At 72.1% G+C, this 22,420-nt stretch carries 16 protein-coding genes and 5 tRNA genes; 12 read left to right on the top strand and 9 right to left on the bottom strand.

What is annotated here, in order from left to right; all coding sequences use genetic code 11:
• The first annotated feature begins 82 nt into the window (after positions 1-82).
• The 6 genes from ACWCWD_RS05090 to ACWCWD_RS05065 are packed head-to-tail and all read left to right on the top strand — an operon-like array spanning position 83 to position 3,965.
• Positions 83-265: a hypothetical protein gene (locus tag ACWCWD_RS05090; protein WP_450770317.1), complete on the top strand. Its 183-nt coding sequence runs from the start codon at positions 83-85 to the stop codon at positions 263-265.
• Positions 262-438: a hypothetical protein gene (locus ACWCWD_RS05085; RefSeq protein WP_450770391.1), complete on the top strand. Its 177-nt coding sequence runs from the start codon at positions 262-264 to the stop codon at positions 436-438. Before ACWCWD_RS05090 ends, ACWCWD_RS05085 begins: the two co-directional genes overlap by 4 nt.
• On the top strand, positions 435-1,139 hold the full coding sequence (locus tag ACWCWD_RS05080) for a DNA methylase (protein ID WP_450770315.1): 705 nt from the start codon (positions 435-437) through the stop codon (positions 1,137-1,139). Before ACWCWD_RS05085 ends, ACWCWD_RS05080 begins: the two co-directional genes overlap by 4 nt.
• The gene (gene repSA, locus ACWCWD_RS05075; protein WP_450770314.1) at positions 1,136-2,536 is read left to right on the top strand and encodes a replication initiator protein RepSA; all 1,401 of its coding nucleotides are present in this window, start codon (positions 1,136-1,138) and stop codon (positions 2,534-2,536) included. The genes ACWCWD_RS05080 and repSA overlap by 4 nt, the downstream gene beginning before the upstream one ends.
• Positions 2,536-2,742, top strand: a complete 207-nt coding sequence (locus tag ACWCWD_RS05070) for an excisionase family DNA-binding protein (RefSeq protein ID WP_266706459.1) — start codon at positions 2,536-2,538, stop codon at positions 2,740-2,742. Before repSA ends, ACWCWD_RS05070 begins: the two co-directional genes overlap by 1 nt.
• A complete protein-coding gene (locus ACWCWD_RS05065; protein ID WP_450770312.1) occupies positions 2,739-3,965 on the top strand; it encodes a site-specific integrase in 1,227 nt (408 codons plus the stop codon). Before ACWCWD_RS05070 ends, ACWCWD_RS05065 begins: the two co-directional genes overlap by 4 nt.
• A gap of 78 nt (positions 3,966-4,043) precedes the next feature.
• On the opposite strand, the gene ACWCWD_RS05060 is transcribed toward ACWCWD_RS05065, so the two are convergent.
• Both ACWCWD_RS05060 and ACWCWD_RS05055 read right to left on the bottom strand, forming a co-directional pair.
• Positions 4,044-4,116 (bottom strand) — tRNA-Arg (locus ACWCWD_RS05060).
• A gap of 547 nt (positions 4,117-4,663) precedes the next feature.
• Positions 4,664-4,754, bottom strand: a tRNA-Ser gene (locus ACWCWD_RS05055).
• Positions 4,755-5,161: 407 nt separating this feature from the next.
• Between ACWCWD_RS05055 and ACWCWD_RS05050 the strand changes: the two genes are divergently transcribed.
• Together ACWCWD_RS05050 and ACWCWD_RS05045 are read left to right on the top strand one after the other, a co-directional pair.
• Positions 5,162-5,980: an SSI family serine proteinase inhibitor gene (locus tag ACWCWD_RS05050; RefSeq protein WP_450770310.1), complete on the top strand. Its 819-nt coding sequence runs from the start codon at positions 5,162-5,164 to the stop codon at positions 5,978-5,980.
• Between the two features lie 399 nt (positions 5,981-6,379).
• A complete protein-coding gene (locus ACWCWD_RS05045) occupies positions 6,380-10,789 on the top strand; it encodes a PAS domain-containing protein (RefSeq protein WP_450770309.1) in 4,410 nt (1,469 codons plus the stop codon).
• A 134-nt stretch (positions 10,790-10,923) separates the two neighbouring features.
• Here the strand turns inward: ACWCWD_RS05045 and ACWCWD_RS05040 are convergent, their stop codons facing one another.
• The 3 genes from ACWCWD_RS05040 to ACWCWD_RS05030 form a co-directional block, all read right to left on the bottom strand.
• Complete coding sequence (locus ACWCWD_RS05040; RefSeq protein WP_450770307.1) at positions 10,924-12,573, bottom strand: long-chain fatty acid--CoA ligase; 1,650 nt, start codon at positions 12,571-12,573, stop codon at positions 10,924-10,926.
• Between the two features lie 179 nt (positions 12,574-12,752).
• On the bottom strand, positions 12,753-13,310 hold the full coding sequence (locus tag ACWCWD_RS05035) for a SigE family RNA polymerase sigma factor (RefSeq protein WP_450770305.1): 558 nt from the start codon (positions 13,308-13,310) through the stop codon (positions 12,753-12,755).
• Between the two features lie 371 nt (positions 13,311-13,681).
• Positions 13,682-16,924, bottom strand: a complete 3,243-nt coding sequence (locus ACWCWD_RS05030; RefSeq protein WP_450770388.1) for a glycosyl hydrolase 115 family protein — start codon at positions 16,922-16,924, stop codon at positions 13,682-13,684.
• 508 nt (positions 16,925-17,432) lie between these two features.
• On the opposite strand from ACWCWD_RS05030, the gene ACWCWD_RS05025 reads away from it, so the two are divergent.
• Together ACWCWD_RS05025 and ACWCWD_RS05020 are read left to right on the top strand one after the other, a co-directional pair.
• A complete protein-coding gene (locus ACWCWD_RS05025) occupies positions 17,433-18,419 on the top strand; it encodes a bifunctional DNA primase/polymerase (RefSeq protein WP_450770304.1) in 987 nt (328 codons plus the stop codon).
• 178 nt (positions 18,420-18,597) lie between these two features.
• Positions 18,598-19,776 carry a hypothetical protein gene (locus ACWCWD_RS05020; protein WP_450770302.1) on the top strand — a complete coding sequence of 393 codons (1,179 nt, stop codon included), beginning with the start codon at positions 18,598-18,600 and terminating at the stop codon, positions 19,774-19,776.
• Between the two features lie 41 nt (positions 19,777-19,817).
• On the opposite strand, the gene ACWCWD_RS05015 is transcribed toward ACWCWD_RS05020, so the two are convergent.
• Positions 19,818-19,892: transfer RNA gene (locus ACWCWD_RS05015), tRNA-Trp, on the bottom strand.
• 364 nt (positions 19,893-20,256) lie between these two features.
• Here ACWCWD_RS05015 and ACWCWD_RS05010 point away from each other — a divergent pair.
• Positions 20,257-20,661: a hypothetical protein gene (locus tag ACWCWD_RS05010; RefSeq protein WP_450770300.1), complete on the top strand. Its 405-nt coding sequence runs from the start codon at positions 20,257-20,259 to the stop codon at positions 20,659-20,661.
• A 99-nt stretch (positions 20,662-20,760) separates the two neighbouring features.
• On the opposite strand, the gene ACWCWD_RS05005 is transcribed toward ACWCWD_RS05010, so the two are convergent.
• The 3 genes from ACWCWD_RS05005 to ACWCWD_RS04995 form a co-directional block, all read right to left on the bottom strand.
• A tRNA-Ser gene (locus tag ACWCWD_RS05005) sits at positions 20,761-20,840 on the bottom strand.
• A 131-nt stretch (positions 20,841-20,971) separates the two neighbouring features.
• Positions 20,972-21,106, bottom strand: coding sequence for a hypothetical protein (locus ACWCWD_RS05000; protein ID WP_450770299.1), 135 nt, complete (start codon positions 21,104-21,106; stop codon positions 20,972-20,974).
• Positions 21,107-21,722: 616 nt separating this feature from the next.
• A tRNA-Ser gene (locus ACWCWD_RS04995) sits at positions 21,723-21,806 on the bottom strand.
• Between the two features lie 171 nt (positions 21,807-21,977).
• Here ACWCWD_RS04995 and ACWCWD_RS04990 point away from each other — a divergent pair.
• On the top strand, positions 21,978-22,415 hold the full coding sequence (locus tag ACWCWD_RS04990; RefSeq protein WP_450770297.1) for a GntR family transcriptional regulator: 438 nt from the start codon (positions 21,978-21,980) through the stop codon (positions 22,413-22,415).
• The last annotated feature ends 5 nt before the right edge of the window (positions 22,416-22,420 follow it).

Genomic DNA, 22,420 nt, shown 5'->3' with positions numbered 1-22,420 from the left:
GCGGCCTCGGTCGCCAAACTTCCGCCGCCCCGGGCGCCTTCCCACCTTCCAGATCACGCAGACCCGAAAGGGAAACCCCATCATGCCCGAGAACACCCGGCCCCGGCCCATCTGCGCCCACTGCGACGGATTCCCCACCGTCGCGGTCACCACCGGCCAGACCGCCGCCACCGGCGAGCGCCACACCATCACCGCCGAGTGCCCCGCCTGCCACGGCACCGGCCACACCGCCCCCACCCGCGCCTACACCCGCGTCGGGGCGTGAGCACCATGGCCCTCCTCGACTGGTCCGGCAAGAAGCACTTCGACGCCTCCGGCGACAAGCCCTGCGTGCTGTGCGACAAGCCCACCCCGCTCCGCTCCGACCGGGGCAAGCCCGTCCACAAGGTGTGCGCCGAGGAGTGGATCGACAACCACCCGCCGAAGGAGACCCGGTGACCGCCCCGACGCGGCGGCCCCGCGTACTCGACCTGTTCTCCTGCGCTGGCGGCGCCGGCAAGGGCTACGAGGAAGCCGGCTTCGACGTGGACGGCTGCGACATCGCAGACCGCCCCCGCTATCCCTTCCCCTACCACCGGGGCGACGCGCTGACCTACCTCGCCCACTTGATCGACACCGGTCAGATCGGCCGGTACTCGCTCGTGCACGCCTCCCCGCCCTGCCAGGCCAAGAACACGTTGACCGTCGGCACGAACGCCTCCCAGGGCTGGGGCGGCACCCACACCGACCTCGTCGCCCCCACCCGTGCCCTCCTCGACGCCACGGGCCTGCCGTACGTGATCGAACAGCCCAACGGCCGCGCCGCGATCCGCAAGGACGTCTCGCTGTGCGGGGAGATGTTCGGGCTCGGAGTGCTGCGTCACCGCAACTTCGAGTTGGGCCGCTGGGCCACCGCTCGCCCCGCGCACCCCCGCCACCGGGGCTACGTACGCGGCCACCGCCACGGTATCCACCGTGACGGCCCCTATGTCGCCGCGTACGGCAACGGCGGCGGCAAAGCCACCGTCCCGGAGATGCAGCAGGCCATGGGCATCACCTGGACCGACGTCCGCGAGGAACTCACCGAAGCGATCCCCCCGGCCTTCACCCGGTGGATCGCAACCGCGTTCCTCACCTGCCGGCAAGAGGTCTTCGCGTGACCGACACCGCCACCACGGCGGGCCTGGACCCGGCCACCCTCGCCGACGTGCTGAGGGTGGCTGGGTCCACCGGCTTCGACCGTTGGAACGAGCAGATCCGTCGTACTGGTGGATGCGCACAGCCCATCCACCTCACCGGCGCCACCAAGACCATCGACCGCGCCACCGGCACCTTGCTGCACCACTACACGACCGACAACGAACCCGGCGGACGGCTCCGGATCGCCTGCGGCAACCGCCGGGCCTCCCGCTGCCCCGCCTGCGCCTGGACGTATGCCGGCGACACCTACCACCTGATCCGCGCCGGCCTCACCGGCGACCCCGCCAAGGGCACCCCGGTCACGGTCCGCGAACACCCCCGCGTATTCGCCACCCTCACCGCCCCCTCCTTCGGCCCCGTCCACAACCGCCCCGGGAACCGGCCCTGCCGCTGCGGCACCCGCCACACCGACGACGCCGAGGAGCTCGGTACGCCGCTCGACCCAGCGAAGTACGACTACGCCGGGGCGGTGCTGTGGAACAACCACGCCTCCGACCTATGGCGCTACTTCACGATCTACCTCCGCCGCGAAATCGCCCGCCGCGCCGGCCTCACCCAAAAAGCCGCCCGCGAGCAATCCCGACTCTCCTTCGGGAAGGTCGCCGAGTACCAAAAGCGCGGAGCGGTCCACTTCCACGCCGTGATCCGCTTCGACGGACCCGACGGCCCGGACACACCCCCGCCCGCCTGGGCCACCCACGATCTCCTAGACGACGCCATCCGCGCCGCCGCCAACCGAGTCGAACTCACCATCCCCGCCCCCCAGGAAGCCGGCTTCCCCGGCTGGGTCCTGCGCTGGGGCACCCAACTCGACGTCCAGCCCATCGCCGCCTTCGGCAACGGCGAAGACCTCACCGAACAAGCCGTCGCCTCCTACGTCGCCAAGTACGCCACCAAAGCCGCCGAGACGACCGGGACCGTCGACCACCGCATCGGCAACAAGGAAGCCCTCGTCCTCCTCGACGTCCCCGAGCACCCGCGCCGGCTGATCGAAGCGTGCCTCGACCTCCACCACGCCTACCCGGACCGCAAGCTCCGCGACTGGGCCCACATGCTCGGCTTCCGCGGCCACTTCTCCACCAAATCCCGGGCGTACTCCACCACCCTCGGAGCCCTCCGACAGGTCCGCGCCGACTACCGCGCCACCCAACAACGCGAAGCCCTCGGCCTCCCCAACCCCGACGACCACCCGGAAGCCACCACGCTCACCCTCGCCCACTGGGCCTACGCCGGCCACGGCCACACCCCCGGCGAATCCTGGCTCGCCGCCAACATCCACCGCGACATCCAACACAACCGCGACACCGCCCGCGAACACCGCGCCGAACTCGAAGCCCTGGAGGGGGAGGAAAACTGATGACCACCGTCGTGATCCAGCGGAAGTGGCACACCACCGCCGAGGTGGCCGAGATGCTCGGCTTCGGCATTTCCAAGACGAAGATGCTGGTACTCACCGGGGAGATCCGCTCCGTGAAGATCGGTCGTAACCGTCGCATCCTCCCGGCCTGGGTGGACGAGTACGTCCAGCGCGTCACCGCCGACGCCGAGGGGTGGGCGGCATGACCGGCAAGCGCGGCAACGGGGAAGGTTCCATCTACCCGTACAAGAACGGCTTCGCGGCATACGTCTGGGTCACCAAGCCGGACGGGAAGCGGGCCCGGAAATACGCCTACGGCAAGACCCGCGACGAGGTCCACGACAAGTGGCTGAACCTCCACGCGGAGGCGAAGAAAGGGCCGGTGGCGACTCGTCACCGCACCCTCGCGGCCTTCCTCGCGTACTGGCTCGACTCGATCGTGAAGCCCAACCTGGCCCCACTGACGTACGTCTCGTACGAGGGGTACGCCAGGCTCTACATCACCCCGCAGCTCGGTGCGAAGCGGCTGGACAAGCTGACCGTGCGGGACGTGCGCGAATGGCTCACCAAGCTGGCAACGCTCTGCCAGTGCTGCGCCCAGGGCAAGGACGCGAAGCGGGACCTGGCTCATCGGAAGTGCTGCGCGGTCGGGGACTGCTGCGAGTCCTACCCGTCCCGCCGGGTGGTCCAGGGGTCCCGGGATGCCCTGCGGGCAGCGCTGAGCCACGCGGTCATGGAAGAGGAGATCAGCAAGAACGTGGCCTCGCTCGTGAAGGTGCCGAAGCCTCGCCGCCGGCGGATCAAGCCGTGGTCCGCCGCAGAGGCCAGCCTCTTCCTAGCTGATGCTGCGGCGCGGGATGACCACCTCTTCGCGGCGTGGGTCCTCGTGCTGACGCTCGGGCTGCGGCGCGGGGAGGTGCTGGGGCTGACGTGGAAGTCGATCGACTTCGAGGCCGGCGAGCTGTACGTGGACCACCAGATCCAGCGTGCCGGGCGCCAGATCCTTCACCGGGAGACCAAAACCGAGGACTCCGACGACTTCCTGCCCCTGCCGGCCGTCTGCCTCAAGGCCCTGCGGATGCGCCGCGCCCAGCAGCTCGGCGACCGGAAAGCCGCCGGGGAGCTGTGGCAGGGCTCTCACGACCTCGTCTTCACGACGAAGTACGGCACCCCGATCGAGCCGGGGAACCTCACCCGGATGTTCGCTCTGCGATCCCGTCGCGCGGGCCTGCGGGTCATCCCGCTCCGGAACACCCGGCACACCACCGGCTCGCTCCTGGTCGTCCTCAAGGTGCATCCGAAGATCGCTCAGCGGATCCTGCGGCACTCGCAGATCGCGATGACGATGGACGTCTATGCGGATGCTGCCGACGAGGAGGTGCGCGAGGCGATCGGCAAGCTGTCCGACGCGATGGGCGGTACCGGCTGACACGGTTGCTGTACTTCGCTGCTGTACGGACAACGCGAGAGGCCCTCAGGATTTCTCCTGAGGGCCTCTGGCCTGTTGTGCACTCGGCAGGATTCGAACCTGCAACCTTCTGATCCGTAGTCAGATGCTCTATCCGTTAAGCTACGAGTGCTTGGCGTTCCGGGCTTTTTTCTTCCCGGTCGGCGTTGCGAGAACAACATTACATGAACCGCGCCGGGACGCGAAATCCGTTAGCCAAACCCCCTCTGACCTGCGGAAACGCCCCCAGAGGGTGAATCAGGACCGTTCCGGGCCCCGCTCCCGCACCCGTCCTCCCGGCGCTTCGGCGGGCAGAAACCGTCCGAACGGGCCTCCGGAGCGGGGAGCCGCCACGATCCGGGCCCGGCCCCCTCACGATCACGACCGGGAACGGTCGGCGTCCGGCCATCGGGTGCGACCGGCGGTCCGCGTACGCCCGGGGCCACGGACACGACCGCCGCCCTGCGCGGGGCGGCGGCCCGAGCCCGGGTGGAGCCACGATCGGAACCGGACCGGACGGGCCGGACCCGACCCCGGACCCTCGGACCGATCGCCCCGGGCCGCCGAGCCGGAAACGGGCACCCCCAGGAACGACCGCCCCCGGGAACAGCCACCCCCAGGAACGGCCGCCCCGGGAACGACCGAAGCCCCGTGCCAGGGGCACGGGGCTTCGGATGGGGCGGAGGCGGAGGGATTTGAACCCTCGATGGGTTTTAAAACCCAAACCGCATTAGCAGTGCGGCGCCATAGACCGGACTAGGCGACGCCTCCAGCACACCTCGCGCAAGCGCGAGTGGTGCGTGCAGATGATGACACAGACGAGTGCGGTGTCACCAATCGCGGCCCACCGTACTAGCCAGGTGGGCGCGAGGGCAAAGGACATACGCCCCCGATTCGGGGAAGGTCCGGCACGCTCGTGCACCGGGCCGGTGTTCGCCGCCCCCACCTCCCCTCGTACGCCCCACCCACTCCCCCTCGTACGCCCCCGCCCGCTCCCCCCCGTACGCCCGGGCGTGCACTCCTGTTTGCTCCGTGCGGCCCCGTCGGATCGCGCAACGCCGGGGCGGGAGGGACGTTAGGGACACCAGGAAGGGCCGACGTGATCCAGGGACACGAGATGGGTCAGCCGGTGCCCGCCGCCACCCCCGTACCCGTGCCCCAGGACCAGGAGTCCCGCAATGCTGCGCCGTCTCGCCCTCACCGCCGTCGTCTCGATCGCCACGCTGTCCGCCGCCGCCCCCTTCGCCGCAGCCGTCGGGCCGCTGCCCGTACCCATCGAGGGGTCGGGGCCGCTCCCCGTGTCCGAGCAGGCGGGTCCGGTCGCCTCGCCGGGGCCCGCCGGGTCCCCGTACAGCGGGATGCTCCGCCCCGCGCGCAAGGGCGCCGGGCCGGCGGAGGCCCGTGGGCCGCGGGACACGGACGTCCCCGCCCTGCCGGGCCTCGGCAACAGCCACCTGCCGGGGGACTCCACCGGCCCCACCACGCTTCCGGCGCCCGTCACCCTTCCGGCACCCACCACCGGCGGGGCCACCGGAGACACGGGAGCCAAGGGGGACACCGGGGCCGAGGCCGACGCCACCACCCGGCTCACGGTGACGGTCCAGGACTCCGGGAACACCGACTCGGGGAAGACGGGCTCCGCCGACACCGACTCCGCGAAGCCGGGCTCCTCCGGCAGCCTCGTCCGGGACGGGTCGTACGAGCTGACGTGCGCGCCCGCCGCCGACACCCGGTCGGGCACGCGGGCCGGGGGCGACCACCCGCAGGCGCAGGCGGCCTGCGACCGGCTCGCGGAGGCGGAGGGGGCGGGCGAGGACCTGTTCCGGCCGGTCGACAAGGACGCGATGTGCACCCAGATGTACGGCGGACCGGCCACCGCCCGGATCACCGGAACCTGGCGCGGACGTCCGGTCGACACGACCGTGAACCGTAAGAACGGCTGCGAGATCGCCCGCTGGAACGCCCTGCGCCCGCTCCTCCCGGCCACCGGCCAGTAGGCCGGCCGACACCCCGAGCGGGAGCCCGGCCGACCAAGCGGGCGGGAGCCCTCTCGCACCCACAGCGGACGCACATCGGAAGCACATACGGGTCCCGAGCGCCCGCCCAGTAGGCCGAATGGGCCTTTTCCCGGGCCTTCTCGCGGCCCCTGAGCCCTCCCTCGGGCTCCTGGCGTACGGCTCCGTCCAAACCTCCGGAGCCGTACGTACGGGGCGCGTTGGGGTGTTCGGGGGCTTCCGGTGCGCACCGGTTGTACAGAAGCTCGATGAGAGCTCCCCCTCATCCACCGTTCCTGCCCGCTCCGGTGCCCGTAGACTCCTCCCGTGACAGCCTGTGGCCCGAGGGGCAAGATGGGGACCCGGGCCGGCAAGGTGCGGTAAACAGGGAGGAAGCGCGTCGTGAGCAGCAGGCCATCCCGAGGCACTGCTCGCCTCGCAGCCATACTCGACGCCCTCCCTGACGGGCTGCTGCTCGTCAACGCCAACGGCACGGTCGTCAACGCCAACACCATCGCGCTCGAAATGTTCGAGGCGCCCGGTACCGGCCTCGTGGGCCGTGGACTCCTCGACCTGCTCGCCGAGTTCGACTCGCGGCTGATCCCCGGCTCGATGCGCCGGCCGGACGCGGCGGACGCCCGGGGCCGGACCAAGCCGACGCGGATGATCGCGCGCCGGACGGACGGCCAGGAGTTCCCCGTCGAGGTCACCAGCGCGAGCCTCGACAGCGGCCAGGCCGCCTACAACGACTTCCCCACCTCCTCGTTCACCGGCGACGAGCTGCTGATGCTCGTCGTGCGGGACCTCTCCGGCACCGTCGACACCGAGGCCGAACTGGCCCGTTCGCAGCGGCAGACCGAGATGATCCTGCGGGCCGCCTCCGAGGGCGTGGTCGGTACGGACACCGACGGCCGGGTCGTCCTGGTCAACCCGGCCGCCGCGCAGATCCTCGGCTTCCGCGCCAGCGACCTGGGCGGCAAGGAGCTGCACCCGCTGATCCTGCACTCGCGTGCGGAGGGCGAGCCGTTCCCGTACGAGGAGTCGCCGCTCGCCGACACCCTGCGCTCCGGGCGCAAGCACCGGGTGCGCGGGCAGGTGCTCTGGTCCAAGAGCGGTGCGCGGGTCCCGGTGGACCTGACGACCGCTCCGGTACGCGACGGGGACCAGCTGGTCGGCGCGGTGATGACGTTCACCGACCGCAGGCCGTACGAGGAGCTCACCGAGCAGCACACGACCGAGGTCGCGGAGCTGGCCGAGAAGCACGCCGCCGAGATCGCCGCCCTGACGGAGAAGCACACGGCCGAGGTCGAGGAGCTGACCGAGAGCCACACCGCCGCCGTCACGGAGCTCACGGAGAGCCACACCACCGAGGTCACCGGTCTCACCGAGAGCCACGCGTCCGAACTGGCCGACCGCACCGAGCGGTACGCCTCCGAGCTGGAGGAGCAGGCCGACCACATCGCCCTGCTCGGGGCGCAGCACACGCAGCTGACGGCCGTTCTCGGCGAGTCGCTGCGCGGGCCGCTGGAGGAGCTGCGGGCCGAACTCGCCACGCTCGCCTCCGACCCCGCCGGGCAGCTCTGGCCCGAGGCGAACCAGATCCTGCACCACCTGGCCGCCGGGTACGCCCGGATGACCACGCTGGTCGACAACGTGCTGGGCTACCAGCGCCTGGACTTCGGCACGGAGACGCTCGACAAGGCTCCGGCGCCGATCGACGCGGTCGTGACGGCGGGCATCGACGGCGCGGTCGAGCTGATCGGCCCGGGGCGCGCGCAGTTCGCGGTGCACGCCCCGCCGATCGAGGCCGAGGTCGACGCACGCCGGCTGGCGACCGCCCTGGCCCACCTGGTCGCGGACGTGGCAGGGATCGACTCCACCGGCAAGACCCGGATCGCCCCCGGCGGCGGTTATCTGGACTCGACCGTCGTGGTGGCCGCGGCGCAGCGCGGGGACGTCGTACGGATCGAGGTGCGCGGCCCGTTCGCCGGCGGCGACCCGGTGCACACGCCGATCGTGAGCGGGATCGTGCGGGCGCACGGCGGGGTGCTCCAGACCCACGAGATGCCCGGCATGGCGGGCAGCGCGTACGTGCTCGAAGTTCCGCTGGGTTCGGGTTCCGGCACGGTCCAGCAGCCCCCGCAGCCCCCGCAGCAGCAGGGTGGGGTCCCGGAGCAGACCGGGCAGCAGCAGGAGGTCGCGGCCTTCGAGACCGTCGGCGCTCCCGCCGTCGTCAGCGGTGGCCGGCGCAGGGCCCGCAGGTCGTCGACGGACGCGTTCCTGGAGAGCGCGATGAGCCCGGAGGGGCCGGAGAGCCTCGCGGGCGCCGAAGGCGCGCTGCCGGTGGCGGAGGCCGCCGACGAGGGCGCAGCGGGTGTCGGGGGTGCCCCAGGTGCTCCCGTGGGCGCGTCGGACGAGACCGGCGGCGCCGGTCCGACCGGGCGGCGCCGGGCGCGGCGGGGTCCGGCGGCGGAGGAGGAGCAGGCTCAGGAGGCACTCGTGCCCCGGCCGAGCGAGGGTTCGGGCCGCAGGCGCGGCCGTCCCAGCCCGGCGGAGACCGCCCCGCTTCCGGCGCGGTCGGCGGGCGCCCCGGAGTCCGTACAGTCCGTACCGGTACCGGCGCAGGGCGGCCCCCAGCAGCAGGCGGCCCCCGTTCCGGCACAGGCCGGTCCCGCACAGGCCGGTCCCGCGCAGGCCGGTCCCGCACAGCAGCTCCCGCCCGCGCAGGCGCGTCCGCGCGGCGCCGGGCAGGCTCTCGCGCTCCCGGCGGCCGGTGGTGGCCCTTCGGAGGGTTCGGTCGTGACGGCGGCGGAGGGCGCCCAGGGCGCGGGCCGTCCGCAGCGCGGGCAGACCGTGCCTCCGCAGGGTGTTCCGGCGGCTCCGCAGGGACCGGGACAGCAGGCACCGGGCGCACAGGCACCGGGCCGCCCGGCACCCGCACAGCAAGCACCCGCACAGCAGACACCGCAGGGCCGTCCGGCGCTGCCGGTGCGGTCGCCCGTGGTCCACGACGACGGGATCCCGCAGCCCGAGGCGCTCGCGCCGGAGCTCCAGCCCGCGGGCCGTCGCGCCCGGCGGGCGCTGGCCGCCGCGCAGGAGCGGCTGGCCGCGGAGAACGCGGGGCCGCGCACCCCGTTCGCGCTGCCGCCCGCCGACGCGGACCGGCCCGTCGAGCCCGGGGCGGTACCGGACCGGCACGACGCCACCGCCATGGGTCCGGACGAGGACCACACCCCGCCGCAGCCGCACCCGGTGTCCGCCTCGCCGTCCGGCCGGCGGCGGGCCCGTCCCGCCGAGGCGGCGGGTTCGCCGGAGAGCTGGTCTCTGGTCGACTCGACCGACCGGGTCGGCGGCCCGGACCCGGCCGCCCGGGCGGCGGACCACGGACACCTCGACGACGAGGCCGAGGACGACGAGGCGCCGGAGCCCGCTCTCGCGTACGCGGCGCGTGCCCGCACCACCGCCGGGGCGCCGATGCCGCCCGCCACCGCCGTACCGGCCGCGGCGCCCGCCGCCGCGGCCCCCGCCGCTCCGGTCGCGGCCGCCGGGCCGGTCTCCGGCGACGGGCCCACGGCGCACGCGACCGGCAGCACCCCGGTGCCGCCCGCCGCCGTGCCCGCGGCCCGTCGGCAGCCGCTGCCCGCCGAAATGCCGATGCCCGGCGGTTCGGACACCCAGGGCCGGGCCTTCAGCGTGCGGACGCTGGGGCAGGGCGTACCGCTCGTCCAGCACCTGGGGCACCAGCAGAACCAGACGCTCGGCGGGGCCGGCCGGCGCCGCAAGCTGTCGGCTCCCCCGGGTGCCGAGACCCCGGCTCCCGCCGCCCGGCCGCAGGGCCTTCCGCAGGTTCCCGCCCCGCAGCCCGCGCGGCCCGGCACGGGTCTCCCGCAGTCGCAGGTCCCGCAGAGCGCGCAGCCCGGCGCCACCGCCTCGGCCTCCGGGCAGCTCATGGCGCAGGTCGCCGAGGGCCGTTCGTACGCCATAGGAGCACCGGACGAGGGCGCCGAGGGGCCGGAGCCGCTGGACGGTCCGGGCGGCGCGGTGGAGATCGCCAACCGTCCGCAGCCCGTGCCGGTCGACGACGAGCTGCCGCCGGAGCCGCTGGACAACCCCCGGCGGCTGCTGGTCTGGCCCGCTCCCGACGTCTCGACGCAGGCGGCGCTCAGCGACCGGGGCTACCGGCCGGTGATCGTGCACTCGCGCGAGGAGGTGGACGCGCAGATCGCCGCGTTCCCCGCCGCGCTCTTCGTGGACCCGCTGACCGGGCCCATCACGCGTACCGCTCTCCAGTCGCTGCGCCAGGCGGCGGTGGCGGCCGAGGTGCCGGTGCTGGTCACGGCCGGTCTGGGCCAGGCGAGCCGGGAGGCGGCGTACGGCGCCGACCCGGCCGTCCTCCTCAAGGCGCTCGCCCCGCGCGACAGCGAGCAGCACCCGCCCCGGGTGCTCGTCATCGAGGAGCGCGAGGAGATCGCGACGGCCCTAGCGCAGACCCTGGAGCGGCGGGGCATGCAGGCCGTCCGGGCGGCGACCGACAGCGAGGCGGTCGACCTGGCCGCGCGGATGCGGCCGAACCTGGTGGTGATGGACCTGATGCAGGTACGTCGCCGGCGGGCCGGGATCATCGACTGGCTGCGGGCCAACGGGCGCCTGAACCACACCCCGCTGGTCGTCTACACCTCGGCCGGACTGGACGGCCCCGAGCTGTCGCTGCTCGCTTCCGGCGAGACCGCGCTCTTCCTGGCCGAACGCTCCACCAGCGACGAGGTGCAGTCCAGGATCGTCGATCTGCTGGCGAAGATAGGGACCAACTGAGCCTGCGGGTGCCGAAAGCCCTGCGGTGCCGAAAGCGAAGGGCGGTACGGATCTCCGTACCGCCCTTCGCCGTACCGCCCTTCGCCATGCGGTCCGACGCGACGGGCCCGGCGCGACGAACCCGGTACGACCGGTCAGACGACCGTGACGTCCAGTTCGCCGTCCGCGTGCTGCTTGCGGATCACCTTCTTGTCGAACTTCCCGACGCTCGTCTTCGGTACCGCCGCGATGACCGTCCACCGTTCCGGGAGCTGCCACTTGGCGATGCCGGACTCGGCGAGGAAGTCCTTGAGGCCGTCGAAGCCGACGGTGGCGTCCTCCTTGAGGACGACCGTGGCCAGCGGGCGCTCGCCCCACTTCTCGTCGGGTACGGCGACCACGGCGGCCTCGGCCACCTCGGGGTGGGCCATGATCGCGTTCTCCAGCTCCACGCTGGAGATCCACTCGCCGCCGGACTTGATGACGTCCTTGGCCCGGTCGGTGAGGGTGAGGAACCCGTCGGGGCTGATCACGCCGACGTCACCGGTCTTCAGCCAGCCGTCCTCGCTGAACTTGTCCTCGGGGCGCAGGTGTTCGCCGTCCGACCCGCCGTAGTACGCACCGGCGATCCAGGGTCCGCGTACCTGCAGCTCGCCGGCCGACTCGTTGTCCCAGGGCAGGTGTTCGCCGCCCGGGCCGACCAGCCGCCCCTCCACACCGGCCGGGAAGCGGCCCTGGGTGACGCGGTACGGCCACTCCTCCTCGGGGGTCAGCCCGGCGGGCGGGTTGGCCATGGTGCCGAGCGGCGAGGTCTCCGTCATGCCCCAGGCGTGGAAGAGGCGGACGCCCAGCTTGTCGTACGCCTCCATCAGCGAGGGCGGGCAGGCGGCGCCGCCGATGGTGACGCGGGTCATCGAGGAGAGGTCGCGCGGCCTGGCGGTGACCTCCGCGAGGAGTCCCTGCCAGATGGTGGGGACGGCGGCCGCGTGGGTCGGGCGTTCCTTCTCGATCATCTCGGCGAGGGGGGCCGGCTGGAGGAAGCGGTCCGGCATCAACATGTTCACACCGGACATGAAGGCCGCATGGGGCAATCCCCAGGAGTTCACATGAAATTGGGGAACGACAGCGAGGGTGGTGTCGGCGTCCGTCAGCCCCATCGACTCGGTCGCGTTGACCTGCATCGAGTGCAGATAGATCGAACGGTGCGAGTAGACGACACCCTTGGGGTCCCCCGTGGTGCCGGAGGTGTAACACATGGCGGCGGCCTGGCGTTCGTCGATCTCGGGCCAGTCGAAGGTGTCCGGGCGGCCCGCGAGGAGCTCCTCGTAGTCGTGGACGCGCGGTACGGCCCCGTCGAGCAGGGACAGGTCGCCGGGACCGGCGACGACCACGTGTTCCACGGACGGCAGGTGGGGCAGGAGCGGCGCGAGAAGCGGCAGCACCGACCCGTTGACGATCACCACCTTGTCGTCCGCGTGGTTGACGACCCAGACGAGCTGCTCGGCGGGGAGCCGCAGGTTGAGGGTGTGGAGCACGGCACCCATGGCCGGAATCGCCAGGTATGCCTCGATGTGGAAGGAGTTGTTCCACATGAGTGTCGCAACCCGCTGGTCGCCGTCGATGCCCAGTTCGTCGCGGAGGGCGTTGGCGAGCCGGATCGCGCGGGCACCGATCTCCGCGAAACTGCGGCGGTGCGGCTCGGGTTCGCCGGTCCAGGTCGTGACCTGAGACTTCCCGTGGATCGTCATCCCATGGGTCAGGATGCGGGTGACAGTCAGCGGTACGTCCTGCATGGTGCTCAGCACGGCGTCCTCCCGGAGGCGCTACGCGGCAGTAAGGTTCCGCTGATTCTGCGCACATACCGCGCGGTATGTCACTACTCCGGGCCATTCCAATCGGTACGCGCCCCGGCCTGTCCTCGACGCGGGATCGACGCGCGGGGGCAACGCGCGGGGGTCAATGCACGGGGATCAGCGCGCGGGGGTCAACGCGCGGGGGTCAGCTCCGGGTCCTCGCGGAGCTTGCGGAGCGCGCGGGAGACGGCGCTCTTCACCGTACCCACGGACACCCCGAGCACCTCGGCGGTCTGGACCTCGCTGAGGTCCTCGTAGTACCGCAGGACGACCATGGCCCGCTGCCGGTCGGGCAGTTTGAGCACGGCACGCCACATCGCGTCGTGGAGCGACTGGTGTTCGGCGGGGTCGGGGGCGGGAGCGGTCTCCGGCTCGGGCAGGTCGTCGCAGGCGTACTCGTCGACCTTGCGCTTGCGCCACTGCGAGGTGCGCGTGTTCACCAGGGCCCGGCGGACGTATCCGTCCAGCGCTCCGTGGTCCTCTATCCGCTCCCAGGCCACGTAGGTCTTGGCCAGCGCGGTCTGGAGCAGGTCCTCGGCGTCGCTCGGATTCGCGGTGAGCGAGCGGGCGGTGCGCAGCAGGACGGGCCCGCGCGCCCTGACGTAGGAGGAGAACGACGGGTAGGGCGGGGTGTGTCCGGCGGCGGCAGCGGGGTGCCTGAGGGCGCCCGCGCGGACTGGCGTGGTCATCCCTCCAACCTAGGAGCGAAGGCCGGGCGGCGGATCGACCCCAGGTCCCGAAGGCCCGTCCCCCTCAGGTTGTAGGCGCCGGGAGGCGTCCACCTCCTGGGGGTGGAGGGCGCGCGGACGGGGTTCGGGGGCGCACGCGCCCCGCGCCCCCCGGCGGCCGGGGAACGCGCCCCGGTGGACCGGTGACGCGTCCTCCGGCCGGTACGCGGCCGGTCCCGCGTACGGAACGGCCCCACGCGTACGGAACGGCCCCTCGCGGACGGGAACGGCCCGCGCGACGCACCGGAGTGCCGTCGCGCGGGCCGTCCGCTGACCCGTCCGGGCCGTCCACCGGACCCGTCAGGGTCGGCGGGTGGTCCCTCGGACCTCGCTCAGCCGAGCCGCAGGCTCTCCGGCGGGCCGAGGTAGACCGGGCGCAGGCCGCCGGTGTCGACCACCAGCTTCTGGACCACCACGGTCGGGTCGATCATCCAGAACTTCAGCACGTGCTCCCCCGGCCGGGTGATGACGTGCGCGGTGGCGGTGCGGTTGACGTTGTCGGAGGTGGCGCGCGCCCACTGGACGTTCATGGTGCCGTCGTCCCCGCCGGTGACCGTCGTGACGTTCACCGTGGTCGGCACCTCGTCGTCGAAGGAGACCGCGTACTTCAGGCCGTCGCCCGAGAGCGGGTTGTTCCTCGGCGAGAGGTACGCCCAGACCGTGACCGGCCCGGTGGTGAAGAGGCTCAGCGTGTATTCCAGCCGGGGCCCCCGGCCCGCCGACTGCCGGGCCGCCGTCACCGGGAAGGGCTCCATGCCGCCCGCCGTACGGCCGACGTCGGGCAGGCGGCGCCAGCCGACCGACCCGCTGCCGACCGCACGGCTGTAGTGCTCGGCCTCCATCGACACGTACCCGCCGGCCTCCACGAACCCCTTGAGGCCCGACTTCGGCGCCTTGGGCCGGTCGACGACGGCGGTCACGACGACGCTCGACCCGCCGGGACCGCTCACCGTCACCGGTATCCGGGTGACGCCCTGCGGCGCGCGCTTCCAGTCGACCCGCAGGGTGACCCGGGTCTGCGTGGTGACCCGCCCGCGCGGCCGGTCCACCACCAGCCAGGACTTACCCGTCGTGATCCGGTAGTCGAACGGCGCCTGCCCCCGGTTGAACACGTCGAGGTACGGGTCGGGGCCGTTGCCGTACGGGGAGAACACCGGCAGCACCGCCTCGCCCGTGCCGCCGCCCGGCCACCAGTCCTCGCTGCCCTCGACGGCCACGCCCATCTCGGCCGCCCGGGGCAGCTCGATGCGCTTCACCGCCGGGTAGATCTCGTCGGCCAGCGCCACGTTGTTCAACTCGGGCTGCTGCCACGGTGCGTTGGGCCCGTAGCGGCCGACGTCTCCGTACCCGATGTGCGGCTGGGTCTGGAACCCGTCCCACTTGCCGCCCGCCACCTGGGTGTTGAACTTCTTCGCCAGGGCGAAGTCGTCGGCGAGGCGGGCCTCGGCGGTCGCGGCCAGCTCGTTGGTCAGGGCCCGGCCCTGGTCCGCGTAGAAGAGGTTGGTGAACTGCGCCTCGCGGAGCTCGTAGACGTTGGCGGTGGCCTCGACCTCGTACCCGACGAGCTCGAACCAGGCGTCCTGCGAGGAGGCGGGCAGGCGCTTGCCGACCTCGCGGGCCTTCGCCGCGAGGGCCCGCCAGCGCTCGGTGACCCACTCCAGTTCACGGTGGTCCACGAGGCTGAACGGGGTCGCCCGGTCGTCGTAGACGATCGCCGAGGCGTCGGTGGCCGGGTTCTTGGCGGGGTCGAGGGTGATGCGCCGGTTGAGCAGCTCCGGCTTGCGGATCTGCTGGAGGTGCGCGTACTCGGAGAGCACCTCGGCGATCCGCTCGGCCTGCTTCTCGCCGAAGTGCTGTCGGGCGTAGCCGAGTTCCCACTCCGGGAGGTTGTCGAGGTCCCAGCGCGCCGGGCTCCAGGCGTACTCCATGAAGAACTGCGTGGAGAGCTCGTTGCCCTTCAGGTCACCGACGTTGGTGACCCACAGGTTCCGGTTGCCGTAGGTGTACGACTGGTTGAGCTGGTCCCACATGTTCGGCAGCGAAGTGGTGTCCACCCACTTGTAGTTGCGGCCGACGCCCACGTAGTCGAAGTGGTAGTAGAGGCCGTAGCCGCCGGCGCGGTCGTCGGTGGCGAGCTGGGGCAGCTTGCGGATGTTGCCCCAGTTGTCGTCGGTGAGCACCACGGTCACGTCGTCGGGAACGCGCAGCCCCCGGTCCCAGTAGCGCTGCACCTCCTTGTAGAGGGTCCACACCTGCGGGACGGACTTCTCGTCGCCGGTGATGTCGGCGATGATGGCGCGCTGGCTCGCGATGATCTCGCTCATCAGCTCGATACCGTCACCGTCCGGCAGGCTGGTGTCGCCGTTGCCGCGCATGCCGAGGGTGACCACGCCCTCGAACTCCTGCTCCTTCATGCGCCGGATGCCGTCGGCCCAGTACGCCTTCAGCGCCTCGGAGTTGCGCCGGAACGACCACTCGCCGGTACCGCCGTAGGGGTCGTGGCCGGGGGTGGTGATGTTGCCCGCGCTGTCGCGCACGGCGGCCACCGCGTGCCGGTTCCACTCCTCGATGCCGCGCATCATGGGGGCCTCGTGCGAGGTGCCCATGACGATCCCGTACGCCGTCGCGGTGGCGTGGTTCAGCGGGTCGTCCTCGGCGAAGGCCCGGCCCCAGACCGCCGGCCAGAGGTAGTTGGCCTTGAGGCGCAGCAGCACCTCGAAGATCCGGGCGTAGAAGTCGGCGTTGAGCCCGCCCTCGAACCCGGCCGCCTTGCCCGGGCCGAAGAACTTGGGCGCCCAGGTGCCGAGCGAGGGGTTCTCGTCGTTGATGAAGATGCCGCGGTACTTCACCGAGGGGGTGCCCTGGGTGAAGCGGCCGGGGCGCACGTGGATCTGGTCGCGGTGCTCCGGCACCACGTCGTCCCACCAGTACCAGGGGGAGACCCCGATGCCCCGGGAGACGTCGTACGCGCCGAAGATCGTGCCGCGCTGGTCGCTGCCGGCGATCACGAACGCCCGGTCCACGCCGGGCATCGGCCGCTCGACGACCGTCTGGAGGGACGTCTCCCACTTGCCCGCGATCCCGCTCACGTCGAGCTTGCCCGCGGCCACGAGCCCGTCGATCAGCGGGCTGCGCCCGATGGTGCCGACGATCGCGATCTCCCGCCGGCCGGCCACCGCCTTCCGCACCACGGCCGGGCGCACGCCGGTGACCCGCTCGATGTCGGACTGCAGGTCACCGACGGCCCGGATGACACCCGCCCAGTCCTCGCCGCTGACGACGAGAGGAACCGCGCGGCCCGACTTCACCAGCGTGAACCCGCCGGACACCGGAGTGAACGAGAGGTACGCGCCGGCGTCGGTGGCCCGCGCCCCGCCCAACCCCTTCGCCCCACCGGCACCCGTGGCGCCGACGGGCGCCGCCAGGGCGGGCGTCGCACCGCCGAGCGAGAGGAGCGGGGACGCCAGGGCACTCAGACCGAGGCCGAGAGCGAGGACGGACCTGCGGCTGGCGCGGCCCGACGCGGGCGCGTCCGAAGCGCCGGAGAGACGGGGGTCCTCCTGCGAGTCCGGAATCTGCGGGCCCGGAATCTGTGATTCCACGAATGACCTCCGATAAAAAGTTTCGAGAAAAGAGTCGCCATACGGACACAAGGGAGAGTTCGCAGGTCAGGGCCTCGAACAGCGCGAACTGGCGCACCCGGCACCCGGAATCCGCAGCTCACCGATCTCTCCCTTATCGAGCCAAGGCGCCCGAATACGAGGAATTCCGACATCGAGCCGTCCCGGAGTCCCGCGCCGGATCGAAACATTTCGAATATGTCCCCGCAATTTTCTGGAAACCTAAAGCCCGCCTTTTCCAGAGGTCAATCCCCTTGCACCAACCGATTCCGGAAAGGGCGGCACGGACGCGGCCCGAACCACCGGGGACGGGGGCGAGGGGCGACCCCGAGTGCCTGGGAGGCGGGGCGGGTGAGAGGCGACCCGAGCACCCGGGAGGCGGGGGCGAGGGGCGGGGGCGGGGGTGCTCGGGGTCACCCTCAATCCCGTTGCCTTCTTCGAACGCTTGTACGAACATGGCTCCATGGCCCCCACCGACCGGCAGATCGCCACCCTGGCCCTGGCCCACGCGCTGAACGCCGCGGAGCGGGGGCTCCCCGTCATCCCGCTCACCGCCGCCCGGCTCCCCGCACTGCCTTCGGCGCACCGGAGCAGCACCGCGCGCACCGCCTGCACCGGCCTGTGCGGACGGCCCGGTCACGGGGTGCACGACGCGACCACCGACCCGGCGGCCGTCCGCGCCCTCTTCGCGGCGGCCCCGCACGCCGCCGGGTACGGCATCGCCTGCGGACAGGGCCCGCACCGCCTGATCGGCATCGACCTGGACGCGGAGGACGACCTCGGCCCGGCGCCCCGTACGAACACGGGCGACCAGTCGGACGGCGCCCTGCGCCAGCTCGCCCTCCAGCACCTCTTCACGATCCCGCCGACCCTCACCGTGCTCACCCCGGGCGGCGGCCGGCACCTCTGGCTGACCGTGCCCCCGGAGGTCGCCGTGGCCGGCTCGTCGAGCCGCCTCGCCCCCGGCGTCGACGTCCGGGGAACCGGCGGTTACCTCATCGGCCCGGGCTCGGTCACCCCGCACGGCACCTACCGCCTCGCCCCCGGTACCGCGCACCTCGCGCCGGCGCCCTGCCCCCGCACCCTGCTCCGCCTGCTGACGCCCCCGGCCCGCCGGGCCCGCACCACCCGAGGCGGAACGGGCGGCGGGGCCGGGACCGGAAGCGGAACGGGCGGCGGGGCCGGGACCGGAAGCCCAGCCGGAGCTCGTACGCCGCGCGGCCCCGAACACGGCGAAGGGCTGGTCCACTTCGTGCTCGCCGCCCGCTCCGGGCAGCGCAACACCCGGCTGTTCTGGGCCGCCTGCCGGGCGTACGAACACGGCTTCGGCGACGCCCTCGCCCCCGCCCTCGCCGAGGCGGCCGTACGCGCCGGGCTCCCCGCCCACGAGGCCCGCGCCACCCTCGCCTCCGCCGCTCGGCTGGCGGCGGGCCGCTCCGAGGCCGCCTGAAACCGCCGAAGACCGCCGGGCCCGGTCCGAGCGGGGAGGGGCTCGGCCGACCGGGGAGAGTAGGGTTCTCTCCGGTCTCCGCAGCCCGCAGGACCGGTGGACGCGGACCACGCACGTCGCGTACACCCCGCCCGCCCGTCCCGCCCGCCCCGCCCCGCCCCGCAGAGATCGGCCTCCCATGTCCGCCGCAGCACCCACCGCCCGGGGGCACGGTGACATCAGGACGGCGGCCCGCACCCCACGCCGGATCCCCGCCGGCTCCGGCCGGTACGCGCTCCTCGCCGTCGTCCTCTTCCTCTGCGTACGGGCGCTCGGCCTCGCCGCCCTGGCCGTACGCGCCGCCTCGACGGGCAAGAGCCCGCGCGTGCTGCTGTCGGAGCGCTGGGACTCCCTCTGGTACGCCCGGGTCGCCGAACACGGCTACGCCTTCACCCTGAACGCGCCGGACGGCCGCTCCCTGTCGAGTACCGCCTTCTTCCCCCTGCTCCCCTGGCTGGAGCGGTCCGTCCGCGCGGTGAGCGGCCTGAGCCTGCCCGCCGCCGGACTGGTCGTCTCCGCCCTCGCCTCCGCCCTCGCGGCCTGGGGCGTCTTCCTCGTGGTGCGCCACACGTACGGCGCCCGGGCCGGGGTCGTCTGCGTGGTGCTGTGGGCGGCCGTACCGGTCGGCATCGTCCAGTCGATGGCGTACAGCGAGGCCCTGTTCACCGCCCTCGCGGCCTGGGGGCTCCTGTGCGTACTGCGCGGGAGGTGGGTGAGCGCGGGCGTCCTGGCGAGCCTCGCGGGACTGACCCGCCCGGTCGGACTCGCCGTCACGGCAGCCCTGTTCCTCGCGGTCTGGCTCCACCACCGCGGCGCGACCGGCACCGCCCGGACCCGGCTGCGGGCCGCCCTCGGCTGCCTGATCGCACCGGCGGGCGCCGCCGCGTACATCCTCTGGGTGGGCGCCCGGCGCGGACACCTGCTGGGCTACCTCGACGTACAGGACGAGTGGGGCAACGGCTTCGACGGCGGCTGGGCCTTCGCCCGCTTCCTGACCGGTGGCTCCGCCGCACTCGCCGTGCTCGCCCTCGCCGCCCTGCTGCTCCTGGCGTACTGGCCCCACCACATCGGCGCGAAGCAGCTCCAACCCCCGCCGCTGATCGCCTACTCGGCGCTCGTCACCCTGCTCGCCGTCGGCGCCTCGGGCTACTTCGGTTCCAAACCCCGCCTGCTCCTCCCCGCGTTCCCCCTGCTGATCCCCCTCGCCGTCACGCTCACGAGACGCCGCCCCGCCCTCACCTGGACCGTCCTCACCGCCCTGACCACAGGCTCGGCGGTGTACGGCGCGTACTGGCTCACGGGGTCGGGCCCGCCGTAACCACGGGGCGGCATCGAGCCGTCCGTACGGAACCGGAGAGGCGGAGCCGGCCGGATTCGAACCGGCGTCCTCACGGTTTTGGAGACCGCGCGCGACGACCTCTGCGCTACGGCTCCGCCCGCCGGAATCGTAGAACCCCGCGGGCGGCACCGGTAGGCCCAAGCTCAGAAGCTCCTCAAGGCTTTCCGCTTCGGCTCCGCCGCGCGCGGACGGCGTGCGACGTTCGTCCTCCCACGCCGTACGGCACACGGCCGCACGGCGGACGACTGCCCACCGGCAGCAGAGGAGACCGACATGCTGGCAACGCTGCGCCCCGGCGAAGTGATCGTCGTCGTCATCGCCCTGATCGTTCTCGCGGGTCTCGGGGTACTCACCCTCCGCCGGCTCGGGGGCCGCAACCGGTAGATAGCCTCGGGTACTTGGCGGGTGCACGCGGGTGCACGATCACAGCTACGGCTCCGCCCTCACGTACGGGGAATCATGAGCGCCACCAAACTCCTCCTGTCCGCCGTCACCGCCGCGCTCCTGGCCTCGGCCAGCGCCTGCAGCGCCTCCTCCGCGCCGGACACCCCGACGAGCACCACCACCGCCGCCGCCACCACCGCGACGGCCGACGCCGAGCCGAGCCGTTCGGCGAACGCCGGGGTCGCCGCCGCCCTCGTGCCCGATGTCACCGGCGGGAACGCCGGGCGCGCGTACGAGCAGATGAGCGCCACCATGGACATGACCTTCAAGGACGCGAGCGGACAGGGCCGCCCGGTGGACGACCCGGCCTCGTGGAAGATCTGCGGCTCCCAGCCGGGCCCGAACCAGCCGGTCGCCGACGGCCCGGTGGTCTTCGACGTGGTCATGGTGTCGGAGAACTGCCCGAACACGACGCCGTAGCCCTGGGAGGGCCGTCCGGCGTGAGGCGGAGTCCATGACGAAGGGGCGCCCCTGGTGAGGGGCGCCCCTTCTGTTCGGCGCGTTCGCCGAGTTACGCGGTGGGTGTGGGATTTGAACCCACGGTGACTCGCGCCACGACGGTTCTCAAGACCGCCCACTCAAGTCAGTCCAAGTCGCGCTGACCTGCGCAGAGAGCCGACAGAGCCCTCTGCCCACCTTTGCATGCCCATACATGGCCCGCAGTGGACCAACAAGCCAGAGTCAGGCGCCTATCGTGAGCAAGGATTGAGCTACGCCACGAATGCACCCGTCAGTTCTCCAAGTGGCTGACCCATGCCGTCTTGATCTGCTCCCCCTGCTCGGCAGTGATGATCCTTGCCTCCAGCGCCACGGCCACGAGGTCAGTGCCGGCCGCCAGTTTGAGAGCGGTGAAGGCATCGTTCATCCGGTCTGAGTTTCGAGGGGTGCCGACGTGCCCAGAATCCAAGTCAGCCGGAAGGAAGTTCGCTACCTCCCCGTCCTGATGCTCGAACGCGGCCCGATCCATCTTCACGTGGACCCGCTTAGTCCCAATGGTGACCACGGTCCCGTGCGACCCGTGGTGGTACAGAGGCCTGTCACTTGGGACTCTGACCGTGACCTTGTCCCCGACCTTGAAGCTACTCAGTGTCTTTCCACTGCTGAACATACGAGCCCCCCAGATTGCGTGGAACGAGAGGCGCTTCATACCGCCGCTCTGTCCTACTTCTACACCTTGTCTGAGCGCCCTCAGCAAGTCATTCGAGACCTGCCCCGCCGTGATGCGTAGGTGGCAGAACTGCACAGGGATGGGCAGATGGCATACGGACTGACCTGCAATGTCAGCCCGTATGCGGTGCGCGGCACGCGTCACCGAAGATCTCGACGCCTCAGGCCCCCGCTGGTCCTGACAGCCGTACCGACCGCCGCCGTCCGCGCTTTCTGTGGCAGCCCACCCCCGCGCGTGAGGTGAGACAAGGTGAACGCAGAGGGCGGGTCTCCGACTCGGGAGACCCGCCCACTGACCTGCATACTCTCTGACCTGGCGGTGGGTGTGGGATTTGAACCCACGGTGACATCGCTGCCACGACGGTTTTCAAGACCGATCGGCGACAAGCGGCCACACCCGCTCCCACCTGCGTCTTTCCCGGCTTACGAACGTCGCGCGTGCGTCTTGGCCCGCACATGGCCCATGAAGCCCGGAAACGGCCCTCGCGGCGTCCCCGCGATCGGCCCACCCGGTTTTGCGCTGCCACGTGCGACCCTGGCAACAGTCGTCGCTTCTGGAAGGAGGTGCCGTGCCAAGCCCGCGCGGAACCTATCTGCTCATCGCCCATGCGCTGCGAAAGCACGTCGAGAAGGCGCCGGACGGAGATGCGCTCCCATCCGAGGCCGCTCTCATGCGGACGCACGACGTCTCCCGCAACACGATCCGGCGTGCTCTCAAGACGCTGGAGGCCGAAAAGCTCGTCACCTCCGTCCCCGGCGCTGGCTGGCACGTGTCCAGTAAGCCCATCAGGCCGCTCATCGACCGCATGACCGACCTGATCGCGGACGAGGCGCTGGCGGTGGGCGACGCCTACCCATCGGAGTCGAAGTTGTGCGAGCGCTTCAGCGCCTCCCGTACGGCAGTCCGGCACGCCCTCGCTCAGATGGAGGGAACCGGCCTGCTCGCAACCGTGCACGGCAAGGGCCGCACCGTGCGCGCCCTCCCGACTAACAAGGAGAAGACCTAGCCTTG

The sequence above is a fragment of the Streptomyces sp. NPDC001493 genome (genome assembly GCF_053597235.1).
The sequence above is the reverse complement of the archived record's forward strand: the minus strand, read 5'-3'. Positions and strand labels throughout refer to the sequence as shown.

Excerpts from the sequence above, each read along its gene's own strand:
- ACWCWD_RS05090 (WP_450770317.1), top strand. The coding sequence starts at position 83 with ATGCCCGAGAACACCCGGCCCCGGCCCATCTGCGCCCACTGCGACGGA.
- ACWCWD_RS05070 (WP_266706459.1), top strand. The coding sequence starts at position 2,536 with ATGACCACCGTCGTGATCCAGCGGAAGTGGCACACCACCGCCGAGGTG.
- ACWCWD_RS05065 (WP_450770312.1), top strand. The coding sequence starts at position 2,739 with ATGACCGGCAAGCGCGGCAACGGGGAAGGTTCCATCTACCCGTACAAG.
- ACWCWD_RS05050 (WP_450770310.1), top strand. The coding sequence starts at position 5,162 with ATGCTGCGCCGTCTCGCCCTCACCGCCGTCGTCTCGATCGCCACGCTG.
- ACWCWD_RS05035 (WP_450770305.1), bottom strand. The coding sequence starts at position 13,310 with ATGACCACGCCAGTCCGCGCGGGCGCCCTCAGGCACCCCGCTGCCGCC.
- ACWCWD_RS05025 (WP_450770304.1), top strand. The coding sequence starts at position 17,433 with ATGGCCCCCACCGACCGGCAGATCGCCACCCTGGCCCTGGCCCACGCG.
- ACWCWD_RS05020 (WP_450770302.1), top strand. The coding sequence starts at position 18,598 with ATGTCCGCCGCAGCACCCACCGCCCGGGGGCACGGTGACATCAGGACG.
- ACWCWD_RS05010 (WP_450770300.1), top strand. The coding sequence starts at position 20,257 with ATGAGCGCCACCAAACTCCTCCTGTCCGCCGTCACCGCCGCGCTCCTG.
- ACWCWD_RS05000 (WP_450770299.1), bottom strand. The coding sequence starts at position 21,106 with ATGAACGATGCCTTCACCGCTCTCAAACTGGCGGCCGGCACTGACCTC.